The sequence below is a fragment of the Rhodomicrobium sp. R_RK_3 genome, assembly GCF_002198715.1.
Lineage (GTDB): Bacteria > Pseudomonadota > Alphaproteobacteria > Rhizobiales > Rhodomicrobiaceae > R-RK-3.
On the sequence record NZ_MWLK01000016.1, the window covers coordinates 63,432 to 76,674 of the forward strand.

General features: G+C 66.5%; 13 protein-coding genes. 4 read left to right on the plus strand and 9 right to left on the minus strand.

Features of this window, described 5'->3' with window-relative positions:
- The first annotated feature begins 117 nt into the window (after positions 1-117).
- Together BLEFHOIH_RS08680 and BLEFHOIH_RS08685 are read left to right on the plus strand one after the other, a co-directional pair.
- Positions 118-3,111 carry an FAD-binding and (Fe-S)-binding domain-containing protein gene (locus tag BLEFHOIH_RS08680; RefSeq protein ID WP_088344441.1) on the plus strand — a complete coding sequence of 998 codons (2,994 nt, stop codon included), beginning with the start codon at positions 118-120 and terminating at the stop codon, positions 3,109-3,111.
- Positions 3,108-3,539 (plus strand): heme-binding protein, encoded by a 432-nt coding sequence (locus BLEFHOIH_RS08685; protein WP_088344443.1) that lies wholly within the window; start codon positions 3,108-3,110, stop codon positions 3,537-3,539. Before BLEFHOIH_RS08680 ends, BLEFHOIH_RS08685 begins: the two co-directional genes overlap by 4 nt.
- Positions 3,540-3,675: 136 nt before the next feature.
- Here BLEFHOIH_RS08685 and BLEFHOIH_RS08690 read toward each other — a convergent pair whose 3' ends face one another.
- The 3 genes from BLEFHOIH_RS08690 to BLEFHOIH_RS08700 all read right to left on the minus strand — a co-directional run bounded on the left by BLEFHOIH_RS08690 (position 3,676) and on the right by BLEFHOIH_RS08700 (position 5,387).
- Complete coding sequence (locus BLEFHOIH_RS08690; protein WP_088344675.1) at positions 3,676-4,602, minus strand: ketopantoate reductase family protein; 927 nt, start codon at positions 4,600-4,602, stop codon at positions 3,676-3,678.
- A gap of 249 nt (positions 4,603-4,851) precedes the next feature.
- Positions 4,852-5,127 carry a type II toxin-antitoxin system RelE/ParE family toxin gene (locus BLEFHOIH_RS08695; RefSeq protein ID WP_088344445.1) on the minus strand — a complete coding sequence of 92 codons (276 nt, stop codon included), beginning with the start codon at positions 5,125-5,127 and terminating at the stop codon, positions 4,852-4,854.
- Positions 5,127-5,387 carry a ribbon-helix-helix domain-containing protein gene (locus tag BLEFHOIH_RS08700; RefSeq protein WP_088344447.1) on the minus strand — a complete coding sequence of 87 codons (261 nt, stop codon included), beginning with the start codon at positions 5,385-5,387 and terminating at the stop codon, positions 5,127-5,129. Before BLEFHOIH_RS08700 ends, BLEFHOIH_RS08695 begins: the two co-directional genes overlap by 1 nt.
- 169 nt (positions 5,388-5,556) lie before the next feature.
- On the opposite strand from BLEFHOIH_RS08700, the gene BLEFHOIH_RS08705 reads away from it, so the two are divergent.
- Positions 5,557-6,402: an SDR family NAD(P)-dependent oxidoreductase gene (locus tag BLEFHOIH_RS08705; protein ID WP_088344449.1), complete on the plus strand. Its 846-nt coding sequence runs from the start codon at positions 5,557-5,559 to the stop codon at positions 6,400-6,402.
- 5 nt (positions 6,403-6,407) lie between these two features.
- On the opposite strand, the gene BLEFHOIH_RS08710 is transcribed toward BLEFHOIH_RS08705, so the two are convergent.
- From BLEFHOIH_RS08710 to BLEFHOIH_RS08735, 6 genes are all read right to left on the minus strand, one after another.
- The gene (locus tag BLEFHOIH_RS08710; RefSeq protein WP_088344451.1) at positions 6,408-7,133 is read right to left on the minus strand and encodes a TetR/AcrR family transcriptional regulator; all 726 of its coding nucleotides are present in this window, start codon (positions 7,131-7,133) and stop codon (positions 6,408-6,410) included.
- 14 nt (positions 7,134-7,147) lie between these two features.
- A complete protein-coding gene (locus BLEFHOIH_RS08715; protein WP_245296928.1) occupies positions 7,148-8,365 on the minus strand; it encodes an acyl-CoA dehydrogenase family protein in 1,218 nt (405 codons plus the stop codon).
- A gap of 25 nt (positions 8,366-8,390) precedes the next feature.
- Entirely contained in the window at positions 8,391-8,882 is a 492-nt protein-coding gene (locus BLEFHOIH_RS08720; RefSeq protein WP_088344453.1) for a VOC family protein, read from the minus strand.
- A gap of 70 nt (positions 8,883-8,952) precedes the next feature.
- Complete coding sequence (locus BLEFHOIH_RS08725; protein WP_088344455.1) at positions 8,953-9,726, minus strand: glucose 1-dehydrogenase; 774 nt, start codon at positions 9,724-9,726, stop codon at positions 8,953-8,955.
- 142 nt (positions 9,727-9,868) lie between these two features.
- Positions 9,869-11,176: a histidinol dehydrogenase gene (gene hisD / locus BLEFHOIH_RS08730; protein ID WP_088344457.1), complete on the minus strand. Its 1,308-nt coding sequence runs from the start codon at positions 11,174-11,176 to the stop codon at positions 9,869-9,871.
- A gap of 12 nt (positions 11,177-11,188) precedes the next feature.
- Complete coding sequence (locus tag BLEFHOIH_RS08735; RefSeq protein WP_088344458.1) at positions 11,189-12,139, minus strand: cyclase family protein; 951 nt, start codon at positions 12,137-12,139, stop codon at positions 11,189-11,191.
- A gap of 228 nt (positions 12,140-12,367) precedes the next feature.
- On the opposite strand from BLEFHOIH_RS08735, the gene BLEFHOIH_RS08740 reads away from it, so the two are divergent.
- Complete coding sequence (locus BLEFHOIH_RS08740; protein ID WP_088344460.1) at positions 12,368-13,132, plus strand: substrate-binding domain-containing protein; 765 nt, start codon at positions 12,368-12,370, stop codon at positions 13,130-13,132.
- The last annotated feature ends 111 nt before the right edge of the window (positions 13,133-13,243 follow it).

Sequence of the window (13,243 nt, forward strand, 5' to 3'; positions counted from 1 at the left end):
CAAGCAGGCAATGCGTAATAAGCCTGATTTTGTGGGAAAACGCGCTGGGGACCGTTGATTCGACGGAGGTTTCTCCCAAGATCCGGCGGACGTCGCGGCGTGGAAGCAGAGGTTGGCATGGCAGGCAGGATGATGCCGGTCCTGGAGCGGCGGCTGAAATCCGGTGCTGCCGGCGAGATCCTAACGGACGCTTTTTCCCGCGGCCGCTACGCCACCGATGCCTCGCATTACCAGATCATGCCGACTGCCATTTCGGTTCCCGGTACTATCGGCGAGGCCGAGAATGCGCTTGCCATCGCCTTGTCCGAAGGCGTCAGCGTGGTGGCGCGCGGCGGCGGCACCTCGCAATGCGGGCAGACGGTCAATGACGGGCTGGTCATCGACTGCTCGAAGAACCTCACCCGGCTGATTTCGCTCGATGCCGAGGCGCGGCGCTGCACCGTCGAGCCCGGCATCGTGCTGGACGAACTCAACCGGGCGCTGAAGCCGCATGGCCTGTGGTTCCCGGTCGACGTCTCGACCGCCTCGCGCGCCACCATCGGCGGCATGACCGCAAACAATTCCTGCGGCGGCCGCTCGCTGCGCTACGGCACCATGCGCGACAATGTCATCTCCGCCGAAGCGGTGCTCGCCGATGGCCGCAAGGCGCATTTCGGCCGCGTCCGCGCCGACCTGTCCGACCTCGACGCGGGCAATCCCTTGCGCGATGTCTTCGCCGACCTGATCGCGCTCGGCGCCCGCGAGGCCGACGAAGTCGCCGCCCGGATGCCCGCCGTGCAGCGCCGCGTCGGCGGCTATAATATCGACGCGCTGTCGCCGCGAAAATCCAATGACGGCACGGTCAACCTTGCCCATATCCTGGTCGGCTCGGAGGGCACGCTCGCCTTCACCACGGCGGTCGAGCTGAAACTGTGGCCGCTGCTCGGCAGGCGCGGCGTCGGCGTCTGCCATTTCGGCTCGTTCCACAAGGCGATGGAGTCGGCGCAGCATTTGGTCACACTCAAGCCGATCGCGGTCGAACTGGTCGACAGCACCATGATCGCGCTCGCCAGCGGGATCGCCATCTTCCGCCCGACCTTCGAGCGTGTCGTCCGGGGCGAGCCGGAGGCGCTGCTGATTGTCGAATTTGCCGAGGACGAGGCGGAGAATCTGGCCCGGCTGCGCCAGTTGCACGAGATGATGGGCGATCTCGGCTTCGGCTGGGACAAAAGCGGCGCACGATGGGGCGGCGTGGTCGACATCCTCGACCCTGCCTTGCAGGCGAGCCTGACCGATGTGCGCACCTCCGGCCTCAACATCATGATGTCGATGAAGGACGCGCGAAAGCCGGTCTCCTTCGTCGAGGATTGCGCCGTGCCGCTGGAGCATCTGGCCGATTACACCGCGCGCCTGGCCGAAGTGTTCGAGCGCCACGGCACACGCGGCACCTGGTATGCGCACGCCTCGGAAGGCTGCCTGCATGTGCGGCCGGTGCTGAATTTGAAGCTCGACAAGGATGTCGCCGCCATGCGCGCCATCGCCGAGGAAGCCTTTGCGCTGGTGCGGGCCTATAAGGGCTCGCATTCCGGCGAGCATGGCGACGGGCTGGTGCGGTCGGAGTTCCATGAGGTGATGTTCGGCTCGCGGCTGGTGCGGGCCTTCGAGGAGGTGAAGGACCGCTTCGATCCGCGCGGGCTGATGAACCCCGGCAAGATCGTGCGCGCGCCCAAATTCGACGATCGCAGCAATTTCCGCTTTGCCCCGGCCTATCGCTTTGCGGACATCAAGCCCGCGCTCGACTGGTCGGAATTCCCCGGCCCGGCGGCAGGCTTCGCGGGCGCGGTCGAGATGTGCAACAACAATGGCGCCTGCCGGAAGCTCGAAGGCGGCGCCATGTGTCCGTCCTACCGCGTCACCCGCAATGAGCGCGATTTGACGCGCGGCCGCGCCAACAGCCTGCGGCTGGCGCTGTCCGGACAGCTCGGACGGGGCGCGCTCGGCTCCGACGAGATGGCGGAGACGATGAAACTCTGCGTCTCCTGCAAGGCGTGCCGGCGCGAATGCCCGACCAGCGTCGACATGGCCCGCATGAAGATCGAGGTGCTGGCGGCGCGGGCGCGGGAAGGCCGCCTGTCGCTGCGCGACCGCTTGGTGGCCTACCTGCCGCGCTATGCGCCCTATGCCGCGCGGGTGCCCTGGCTGCTGAACCTGCGCGATGCCGTTCCCGGCCTCGCGCGGCTCAGCGAAGCGGCGCTCGGGCTAGCGGCGAAGCGTCCCCTGCCCCGCTGGCGCGGCGATATTTTCCGGGAAGCGGCGGCGGCTGTCGGCCTGGCCGACGGGCCGGAAGTCGTGCTCTGGGCGGACAGCTTTAATCGCGCCTATGACCCGGAAATCATCGACGCAGCGATCAATGTGCTGGTCGCGGGCGGATACCGGGTTCACCTGCCGCGTCCCGCCGAAGATGGCCGCCCCCTCTGCTGCGGACGAACATTCCTCGCCGCCGGGCTGGTCGATCAGGCGCGCTACGAGGCCATCCGCACGCTTGCCGCGCTCGCCCCTTTTGCAGAGCGGGGCGTCCCGATCGTCGGCCTGGAGCCAAGCTGCCTGTTCACCTTCCGCGACGAGATGACGGCGCTGGGCCTCGGCGCACCAGCGCGCGAGGTCGCGGCTCGAGCCGTTCTCTTCGAGGAATTTCTCGCGCGCGAAGATCAGGCCAAGCGCCTGCAACTGCCGCTCGCCCCCCTGCCCCGCAAAGCGCTGCTGCACGGCCATTGCCACCAGAAAGCCTTCGGCGCGATGGGCGCCGTCGAGGCCGCCCTGCGCCTCGTGCCCGAGCTGAGCGTCAAGACCGTCGAGTCGAGCTGCTGCGGCATGGCCGGTGCCTTCGGCTATCAGGCCGAGACCGTCGACATTTCCCTCGCCATGGCCGAGCTGTCCCTGCTCCCGGCCGTGCGCGCCGCCCCCGCCGACACGCTCATCGTCGCCGACGGCACCTCCTGCCGCCACCAGATCGCGGACGGGTCGGGGCGCCGGCCGATCCATGTCGCGCAACTGCTCGCCATGTCGCTGACGAAACCGGGCGCGCCGCCGCAAGGGCGAAACCGCGCCACCGAGGAGTTCATCCCCGCATGAGCCTGACGCTGACCGCCGCCCGCACTATCCTGGACGCCGCCCTCGCCAAGAGCACCGAACTGGGGCTGAAACCACTCGCCGTCGCCGTGCTGGACGCACGCGGCTGCCTCGTCTGCTTCGCTGCCCAGGACGGCACCAGTCTGCTGCGCGGCGAGGTGGCGCATGGCAAGGCTTATGGCGCGCTGGCGCTGGGCGTCGGACCGCGCGCCATTTTCAAGCGGGCGCAGGAACAGCCGTTTTTCGTCGATGCGGTCAACACGCTAGCGCGCGGCGCGCTGATCCCGGTCCCCGGCGGCGCGCTGATCCGCGACGCGAACGGCACGCTCATCGGCGCGATCGGCGTCAGCGGCGACAGCTCGGAGAATGACGAGATCTGCGTGCTCGCCGGCATCGAGGCCGCCGGGCTAAGGGCGGACGTGGGCTCGTAGTTTGTCAGCCTCGCGAAAGCGGGGATCCAGTAAAGGGCAAACTTCGCCGTGAGGCTGTGCCTCAAACGCGAATGCTGCGGGGTAATGGATTCGCGCCTTCGCGGGAATGACAAGCGAGTGGGCGGCGGTCAGTACCCTACGCCGCCTTAGCCGCGAGCCGGTTCTGATAGATCGACAGGCTGGCATAGACCACTTCGAGCAGCGGCACCGGAATGCCGGCGCCCTGCGCGCGCGCCAGCAGATCGCCGATGATCTGGTCGGCCTCGATCGGGGCGCCCTTCGACATGTCGCGGTACATCGACGGCGAGACCGTCGAACCGGCCAGAGTCAGCGTCCCGCGCACAGTCTCGACGACCTCCGGCCGCGGTGCCTTGCCGACCGCGCTGATGACGGCGACCACTTCGCCGACGAACCGTTCCGCAATCTCCGCCCCGCCATGCGCCGCGACGATCTCGCCGACATTGCCGCGCAACATGCAGGTGAGGGCGAGCGAGGCGAGCAGCGTCCATTTCTCCCACATCTCCCGCTCGATCTCGGGGAGGAGCCTCGCATCGAACCCGGCGCCCTGCATGAAGGCGTCCAGTTGCTCCATGCGCGGCGAAATCGTGCCGTCCCGTTCGCCATAGGCAAGCTCGTGGAACTTGGCCATCTGCACGATGCGGCCTTCGGCGTCGATATCGGCCGCGACCCGGCAGACGGATCCGGCAACGGCCTCCGCGCCGAAGCGGGCGGTGAGAACGTCCATATGTCTCATGCCGTTGAGCACGGGCAGGATCATCGTCCCAGGGCCGACGGCCGGGGCAAAATCCTCGATCGCCGCGTCGAGCGAATAGGCTTTCACGGAGAGCAGGATCGCGTCGAACTTTTCCGCGAGATCGGCGGCGGTGACGGTCTTCGGCGTGAGCGTCAGGTCGCCGTGCGGGCTGAGGATTTGCAGGCCGTTCGCCCGCAGCGCTTCCGCGCGCTTCGGCCTGACGAGAAAGGTCACATCGCGCCCGGCCCCTGCCAGCCGCCCGCCGAAATAGCCGCCGGTCGCACCGGCCCCAACCACCAATAGACGCATGGCGTCCTCCGATTTCTCGCGCGGGCACACGCCGCGACATCTGTTTCCTCGATCCGGCTATGCCTTAGCCCGTCAGCCTCGGCAAGGTTCACATGGCCGCCGGGCAGCAGCTCTGCGACGTCGGTGCGTCGCCGCCACTCTCCCCGGCCGTCAGAGCTGGGAGCCCACTCGCATATCCTCTTGCGCCAGCCTTCGCGGATCGATGATTGGGTCCCGGCTCACCTTTTAGCGGCGTCCGGGACGAAGGCGTTAGCGGTCTTCGCGCGTGTGCCAGAGGCGGAGCACGAAAATCGTCGAGCCCTGGAGCTCGTAGCGGAGCTCGTACTGCCCGACCAGGAGGCGGCGCACTTCGCGCGGGTCGAACTCCTCTAGCTTTTCGCCGAGGCGCGGATGCTCCAGCAGCCGGACCGGTGCGGCGGTCAGAGATTGAACCGTGCGCGCCGCTACCTTGCGGTTCACCGGCGCCAGAAATGCGTGCAGACGCGCCAAATCCGAGACGGCCTTGGCGGTCCATTTCAGCTCCATCATCGCGGTACCGGCAGCGGGTCCTCCTCATCCAGGCTCTCGGCCCAGGATTTCACCGCATGATGGTCGATCGCCTCACCGGAATCGACATCGGCCAGAGCCTCGCGCGTCAGCCGGCTACGCTCCTCTTCCTGCTCGACCCACGCCATCAGCGCCTGCTTGACGATCCAGCCGCGCGACCGCTCCAGCCTAGCGGCGATCTGGTCCACCTTCTCGGCGAGCGGCAGCGGCACGTGAGCGGTCAGGACTTTGGTTTCCATCGAGAATCCTTTCAATCAAATCTAATCATAGTGATTGCGATCGATTAATTCAAGGACAAGGCCGGAGCTGACAAAAATGTTGCTTGGCCCCCGCCCGCGCGAGGGCCAGATTCCGGATTCGATTTTGCGAGTGTTTCCGCACTCCCCATCCCCAGATTGGAGCTAAACCATGCTGAACAGCATTCTCACATCCGGCCGGACCGCCGTTATCACCGGCGCGGCAAGCGGCATCGGGCTTGCCGCCGCCCGGCGCTTCGCCGCGCTCGGCATGAATGTCGTGCTGGCCGATCTTCCCGGCGCGGCGCTCGAGGCGGCGCGATCCGAGGTCGAAAAGGCAGCCAAGGGCGGCGGCGTGCTCGCCGTGCCGACCGATGTCTCGCACTATGAGCAGGTTGAGAAACTGCGCGATCAGGCGCTGGCGCAATTCGGCGATGTCGCCGTGCTGATGAACAACGCCGCCATCGGCGCGGGCGACGCCAAACCCTGGCAGGACGCGGCGCTCTGGCACCGGGTCATCGACGTCAATCTGATGGGCGTCGTGCATGGCGTCACCGCCTTCACCGAAGGCATGATCGCGCGGAAGCAGCCCGGCCTCATCATCAACACCGGCTCCAAGCAGGGCATCACCAACCCGCCGGGCGCCGCCGCCTACAATGCCAGCAAGGCGGCGGTGCGCTCGCTCACCGAGCAACTGGCCTTCGCATTGTCGACGGAAGCGCCGCATCTGGGCGTGCATCTGCTCATCCCCGGCTGGGTGCATACCGGCCTCACCGGCGCGGCGGGCGGCAAGCCCAAGCCCGACGGCGCCTGGACACCCGATCAGCTCATCGACTTCATGATCGAGAGCCTCGAGCGCGGCGATTTCTACATCCTGTGCCCGGACAATGCCGTCGCCCGCCCGGTCGATGAACGCCGGATGCAATGGATGGCGGACGATCTGATCAAGAACCGGCCGGCTCTGTCGCGTTGGCGCGAGGATCACAAGGACGCCTTTGCGCGCTTCATGGCGGAATAGCCTGATCAGGCCGCGCCTTCGTCCCGCACGACCGAACGGCGGCCATAGGCCGAGCGCATGCGGACCGAGGTCGCGAACAGCCGGGAGATGCCTTCGAGAAAGACATCGAGCGCGTTGGCGATGACGCGGTCCTTGTCCTCCAGCACCTCGAGCCCGTAGAGATGCTTGCGGACGCCGTAATAGAAGATGCCGCCTTGCAGGAACCAGGCCAGCTCCATCTCGGCGGCGGCGGGTTTCTCCTGCGGCGGCAGGCCGGCCTCATGCCGGTATTCGACGATGATGCGGGTGAGAATCCGCTCCTGCACGAATTCGATATAGCGGCTGTTGAGGTCGAGGCCCTTCAGGCCGGCGAACAGATAGATGCGCAGCCATTGCCGGGTGAAGATGGCGTCGGTGTAGGAGCAGTAGAACCGCTCCAGCCGCTCGCGGATCGGCACGGCGCGGTCGGCGAGCAGCGCGTCCCATTCCGGGTCCCAGCGGTCGAGGAAGACCGAGCGGTAGACCTCCTCGATCAGCTCTTCCTTGCTCGGGAAATAGCGGTAGAGCAGCGGCTGGGTGACGCCGAGCTTGTTCGCCAGCTCGCGCGTGCCGCCGCCAAAACCTTCCTCGGCGAAAAGTTCGGCGGCCTTCTGGATGAAGTCGCGCTTGCGCTCGCCGGGCGAGAGCCGCTTCTGCTTCTGGGGCGGCGGGGTCGCGGGCGCCGCGAGTTTTCTTGCTCTTTCGGTCTTCATTCGGGGCATGGGCGTCATAGCACGGGGTTCTCATTGGGCAGGCCGAGGGCGACCTTACCAAAATTGCCGCCCGCGGCGTCGAAGCTAAACGAGATATGCGCAGCAACCGCAAGCGCGTCGCGAAGCTGGCGCTGCACCGCGCCGGACATTGCGAGCCCGCGCGCCCCGCTGATGGCGAACAGCGTCGAGACCGCCTCGGTGCAGAGATTGACGGAGAACGCGCCGTCGCGGCGATAGCGGTTCTTCTCCAGCATGCCGGGGATGCGGCCGGCGGCGGCGTCCTGCTGGGCGTCGATACAGGCTTGCCGCATGATGAGCCGGGCGGCGTCGATCTTGGCCGAGGCCTCGGCGATCTTGATCTGGATCGATTGCAGATCGCCGAGCCGGGCGCTGTTGAAGGTCGCGGTGCGCGTGCGCGTCGCCTCCACGTAATCGTCGAGGCAAGCTTGCGCGTTGCCGAGCGCGATGCCCGACAGCACATAGGGGAACAGCGCGAAGACCGGGATCCTGAACAGCGGCGCCGGATTGACGGCGTGCCCCGGCGTCGGCCCGCCCGCCATCGACGCCACCGCGACCGTCATGTGTTCCGGCACGAAGGCCTCGGCGATCTCGACATCATGCGAGCCGGTGCCTTGCAGGCCGAGCGCGGTCCAAGTGTCGATGATTTTGTAATCGCTCCTCGGCACTAGGAAGACGCGGTGCTCCGGCGGGCCGCCCTCGCCCGCGACCATCCCCGCCAGCATCGACCAGCCGCTCGGCTCGACGCCGGAGCAGAACGGCCAGCGGCCTTTCAGCACATAGCCGCCTTCGGCTTTCTTGGCGCGGCCAGCAGGAAACACGAAGGAGGAGGCGATCAGCACATCCGGGCTCTCGTCCCAGATGGCGTTCTGCGCGGCCTCGTCGAACATGGCCAGCATCCAATGATGGCTAGCCAGATTCGTGACGTTCCAGGCGACGGAGGCATCGCCCCGCGCCAGCACATCGGCGATGTCGATCATGGCGACGTAATCCAGCTCCGCCCCGCCGACCCGGCGCGGCTGGCAGATGCGGAACAGGCCCGATGCGTGCAATGCGCGCTCGGTCTCCTCGGGCAGACGCCGCAGCGCCTCGGTCTCCACCGCGCGCTCGCGCAGCATCGGCACCAGCGCCTCGGCGCGCTGCATCATGGCGTTGTAGCCGGCGCCCATATTAGCCCAGGGGCGCCTTGGGGCCGTCGCATTGGTCTCGGACATCGCGTCCTCCGCTTTGGGTTGGGCGTCAATGCCCGCTGGGGGCGAAATCCGGGCGGTCCAGATAGAGTGAGGCGGCCAGCGCCTCGCCCTCCTGCGGCGCGAATTCAGCAAGGCTGCGCAATTCGGGGATGCGCGAGCGGTCGAGCGTCGTCACATCCGGCCAGTCGACTTCGAGCAGATTGCCACCAGGGTCGCGCAGATACATCTGCACCGAGCCGTCCGGCAGCTCGTTGATGGCATTGCGGAAGGTGACCGATTCCAGCGCGCCGAGCTTTTTTGCCGCTTCATAGACGGCGTGGAAATCGTCCACATCGAGCGCGAAATGCTGATAGACCGGCACATGGTCGTCGAGCTGGAAGACGTGGAGCTGTAAATTCCCGCAGCGCAGATATTGCGTGGTGAAACCGAAATTATAGGTCGGGATGCGCTCCATGCCGAAAACGGTCTCGTAGAACCGCAGGGACGCCTCCAGGTCTTTCGACCCGATCGACAGATGATTGAAGCCAAGCGCACGCATCTGGGGGTTCCTCACTTGCCTTGATTATCAGTCGATAATTTAGCGTGAGTTGCGCGGCGGGACAAGGCTTTCAATCGGCGGTCCAGCCGCCGTCGAGCATGAGCGAGGAACCCGTCATCAGCGCCGAGGCGTCGGAGGCGAGGAAGATCGCGGCGCCCATCAGGTCCTCGAGCGTGCCGAGCCGCCCGAGCTTGATCTTGGAGATGACGCTGCGGCGGAAGGCTTCGTCCTCGAAATAAGGCCGCGTCATCGGCGTCTCGATGAAGGTCGGGCAGATGGTGTTGACGCGGATGGCGTGCGGCCCGAGTTCGATGGCCATGGCACGCGAAAACCCCTCCATCGCCCATTTGGAGGCGCAATAGAGCGAGCGGTTCGGGCCCCCGACATGGCCCATCTGCGAGGACACGTTGATGATCGAGCCCGGCTTGCCCGCCGCGATGAGCTTGCGGACGACGGCCTGGGCGGCGAAATAGGCGGCGCGGACATTGAGGTTGAAGATGGCGTCGAAATCGGCGGGAGGCACGTCGACGAAGGGCTTTGGCCGGTTGGTGCCGGCATTGTTGAAGAGGATGTCGTAGGGCTCGGCGCGGTCGATGGCGGCGGCGAAGGCTTCGAGATCGGTGACGTCGCAGGCGAGCGTATCGGCGCGCTGGCCGCGCGCGCGGATGGCCTCGGCGGCGGCTTCGATCTCGGCCGCGCTACGCGCACAGAGCGTGACATGCGCCCCGGCCTCCGCGAAGGCGGCGGCGACCGCGAGGCCGATGCCGCGCCCGGCTCCGGTCACCAGCGCCCGCCGCCCGTCGAGGCGGAAGGACGGGGTCTTCGGCAGCTCGTTTGCGTCCATGGTGTGTTCCCCTGTCCCCGTTCCCCAAAGTTCCCCTACTCCGTCGCCCCGGCCGTCAGAGCCGGGGCCCACTCGCCTCACCTCTTGCCGCAACGCCCGTGGATCTGCGAGTGAGCCCCGGCTCAAGGCCGGGACGACGAGATTATTCGGCGGCTGCGCCGTATGGCACATTCCGCCCGCCATAGCGCCGAACGCGGATGTTCGCCTGCTCGGCATGGCCGACAAAGCCCTCCAGCATGCACAGCCGCGAGCAATATTCGCCGACCTTCGCGGAGGCTTCATCCGTCAGCACGCGCTGGTAGGTGCAGGTCTTCAGGAATTTGCCGACCCACAAGCCCCCCGTATAGCGCGCCGCCTTCATGGTGGGCAGCGTGTGGTTGGTGCCGATCACCTTGTCGCCATAGGCCACATTGGTGCGCGGGCCGAGGAACAGCGCGCCGTAATTGGTCATCCGCTTGAGGAAATAATCCGGGTCGCGCGTCATCACCTGCACATGCTCGGAGGCAATGCGGTCGGCCTCGCGCACCATCTCCTCCTCGTCCTCGCAGACGACGACCTCGCCATAATCCTCCCAGGCTTTGCCGGCAATGGCCGCGGTCGGCAGGATCTTCAGCAGCCGCTCGATCTCGGCCATGGTGTCGCGCGCCAGCTTCTCGGAATTGGTGAGCAGGATCGCGGGCGAGTTCGGCCCGTGTTCGGCTTGGCCCAGGAGGTCGGTCGCGCAGATTTCGCCGTCGACGCTGTCGTCGGCGATCACCAGCGTCTCGGTCGGACCGGCGAACAGGTCGATGCCGACGCGCCCGTAAAGCTGGCGCTTGGCCTCGGCGACGAAGGCATTGCCCGGCCCGACCAGCATATCGACCGGCGCGATGCTCTCCGTCCCGAGCGCCATCGCCCCGACCGCCTGGATGCCGCCGAGGCAGTAGATCTCATCCGCACCGGCCATATGCTGGGCGGCGACGATGGCGGCGGCGGGCTTGCCATGGAAGGGCGGCGCGCAGGTGGCGATCCGCTCGACGCCCGCAACTTTCGCGGTGATGATCGACATATGCGCCGAGGCCACCATCGGATATTTGCCACCGGGCACATAGCAGCCGACCGAATTCACCGGGATGTTCTTATGACCCAGCACGACGCCCGGCAGCGTCTCGACCTCGATATCCTTCAAGGCGTCGCGCTGGTGCTGGGCAAAGCCGCGCACCTGCTCCTGGGCGAAGCGGATATCGTCCAGATCGCGCTGCGGGAGCTGCGACAGGCAGTCCTTGATCTCGGCATCGGTGAGCCGGAAATCCTCTCGCTCCCAGCCGTCGAACTTGGCCGAGAGCGCGCGCACGGCCCGATCGCCGCGCGCCTCGATATCGGCCAGGATGGTCTCGACGGCGGTGCGCACCTGCGCGGCGTCTTCCGCCCGCAAGGCCGCGTCCCGGCCGCGCTTGAGATATTTCGCCATGGCGCCTTGTCCTTATTTGATCGCCTGTGGATTGATCGGCGAGCCGGCCCCGCCCGGCAGATGCAGCGGCGGCGCGATGAAGAAGAACTCATAAACCTTGTCGGAGGCGCAATCCTCGGCGAGTTCCTTCAGATAGAAGATCTCGCCCATGGAAATGCCGAGCGCCGGGATCACCACCCAATGCCAGGGCTGGTTGGCTTCGTTGGTCTCGTTCGGCCGCACCTCACAGCCCCAGGTATCGGAGCAGATCGCGGCGACGTCCTTCTCCTTCAGCCAGAAGCAGGTCTCGAAGGCAAAGCCCGGCGCCGCGCCGCCCGCGTAGCCCGACCAGTCCTTCTTGGCGAGGCAGCGCTCCTGATGGCCGGTGCGCACGATGACGAAATCGCCCTTGCGGATCGCCACCCCTTGCGCCGCCGCGCATTCGTCCATGTCGGAATTCGTAATCGCATAGCCGTCGGCGAGCGAATCCAAGCCCTTGAAGCGCGCCATGTCGAGCAGCACGCCCCGCCCGACCATCTTGTCGCGCGTATGCTCGATGCCGAGTTTTTTCGCGCCCCTAGCGTCGACCAACGTGGCGTCGAAACCATTATACATCTTGTCGTCGAGGAAGATGTGGCAGAGCGCGTCCCACTGGGTCGAGGCCTGGCAGGGCATATTGATGGCGTCGTCGGCGTAGCGCAGGTATGGCGCGGGCTCGTCCTGATTGCCGGCGGCGGCGTCGGTGCCGGTCGCCAGCATGGTGTGGATGGGGTTCCAGCGGCCGCCGAACAGGCCCGACTGGATCGGCTCCTTCAGCGACAGGCCGAGCGAGAACACCTTGCCCCGCTTCACGAGCCCGGCGGCGCCGACAATGTCGGCGGGGGTCACGTTGTTCAAGGTGCCGATCTGGTCATCCTTGCCCCAGCGGCCCCAATTGGAGATCTTTTTCGCCGCATCATAGATGGCTTGCCGGTTCAGGCTCATTGCATCCTCCCAACTGATTATCGACCGATAAATTATAGCATCGAGGCGGATTTGTGAACCGCTTCCGACGGGCCGGGCAGACTGCCGCAGCAAGGCGGCGCGCGACATCCCGAGAATGTGAACCGGCCGCAAAGCCTTGGCGATTGCGCGGGTGCGATCCCGGCCTATGATTCTCACCGCTTCCAGAATGGCCGCCCCCGGCCGGCCTCCCGACCTCAGAGCGGACCCATGATCGTGCATAAACTGCTTCCGGCATTCCTGATCGCCGCCGCCGCGCTCGCGGCCGCCCCGGCGCGCGCCGCCGACCTCACGATCTATAGCGGCGGGGCGGTGCAGAACGCGCTGGCCGAAGTCGCCACGCTCTATGAGAAGAAATCCGGATCGAAGCTCGACATCAGCTACATGCCGATGGGTCCGCTGATGCAGAAGCTCGGCGAGGGCGCCGCGCCGGACCTCGTGGTGCTGTCCGACGACCGCATGGCCGCCGCGACCAAATCCGCGACCGTCGACGCCGCCTCGATCACCGATATCGGCCGCGTCGCCATCGGCGTCGCCGTCAATGCCAAGGCCCCTTACCCGGACATCTCCACGCCGGAAGCGCTCAAACAGGCGCTGCTTTCGGCCAAATCCATCGTCTATATCGACCCGGCGCGCGGCACCAGCGGCGCCTATGTCGCCAAGATGATCGAGCAGCTCGGCATCGCCGACGCGGTCAAGGCCAAGACCACGCTCGGCAGCGGCGGCTATGTCATCGAGCCGGTCGGCCATGGCGAAATCGAACTCGGCATTCACCAGATTACCGAAATTCTGCCCGTCGAGGGCGCCAAGCTGGTCGGGCCGCTGCCGGCCCCGCTGCAAAAGGAAACGCTCTACCAGGGCGCGGCCCTCGCCGCCTCGCCGCGCAAGGCGCAGGGGCGTGCCTTCCTGGCCTTCGCCGCCTCGCCCGAGATGCGGCAGGTCTTTGTCGCCAAGGGTTTTCTCGAAAAACCCTGACGTGACCACGCAAGCCACAGTCAGAGCAGCAATTCGGGCGGCGGAACAAAGCCTTCCGCCGCGTTGTTATGGGCGCGCGATCCGCTGAGCCAATTCGACGCACGGGCCGCC

What these genes read in the sequence shown, in the direction of transcription:
- BLEFHOIH_RS08705 (WP_088344449.1), top strand. Translation starts at nt 5,557, where the DNA reads ATGCTGAACAGCATTCTCACATCCGGCCGGACCGCCGTTATCACCGGC.
- BLEFHOIH_RS08680 (WP_088344441.1), top strand. Translation starts at nt 118, where the DNA reads ATGGCAGGCAGGATGATGCCGGTCCTGGAGCGGCGGCTGAAATCCGGT.
- BLEFHOIH_RS08685 (WP_088344443.1), top strand. Translation starts at nt 3,108, where the DNA reads ATGAGCCTGACGCTGACCGCCGCCCGCACTATCCTGGACGCCGCCCTC.
- BLEFHOIH_RS08725 (WP_088344455.1), bottom strand. Translation starts at nt 9,726, where the DNA reads ATGGACGCAAACGAGCTGCCGAAGACCCCGTCCTTCCGCCTCGACGGG.
- BLEFHOIH_RS08740 (WP_088344460.1), top strand. Translation starts at nt 12,368, where the DNA reads ATGATCGTGCATAAACTGCTTCCGGCATTCCTGATCGCCGCCGCCGCG.
- BLEFHOIH_RS08695 (WP_088344445.1), bottom strand. Translation starts at nt 5,127, where the DNA reads ATGGAGCTGAAATGGACCGCCAAGGCCGTCTCGGATTTGGCGCGTCTG.
- hisD (WP_088344457.1), bottom strand. Translation starts at nt 11,176, where the DNA reads ATGGCGAAATATCTCAAGCGCGGCCGGGACGCGGCCTTGCGGGCGGAA.
- BLEFHOIH_RS08735 (WP_088344458.1), bottom strand. Translation starts at nt 12,139, where the DNA reads ATGAGCCTGAACCGGCAAGCCATCTATGATGCGGCGAAAAAGATCTCC.
- BLEFHOIH_RS08715 (WP_245296928.1), bottom strand. Translation starts at nt 8,365, where the DNA reads ATGTCCGAGACCAATGCGACGGCCCCAAGGCGCCCCTGGGCTAATATG.
- BLEFHOIH_RS08700 (WP_088344447.1), bottom strand. Translation starts at nt 5,387, where the DNA reads ATGGAAACCAAAGTCCTGACCGCTCACGTGCCGCTGCCGCTCGCCGAG.
- BLEFHOIH_RS08690 (WP_088344675.1), bottom strand. Translation starts at nt 4,602, where the DNA reads ATGCGTCTATTGGTGGTTGGGGCCGGTGCGACCGGCGGCTATTTCGGC.
- BLEFHOIH_RS08710 (WP_088344451.1), bottom strand. Translation starts at nt 7,133, where the DNA reads ATGAAGACCGAAAGAGCAAGAAAACTCGCGGCGCCCGCGACCCCGCCG.
- BLEFHOIH_RS08720 (WP_088344453.1), bottom strand. Translation starts at nt 8,882, where the DNA reads ATGCGTGCGCTTGGCTTCAATCATCTGTCGATCGGGTCGAAAGACCTG.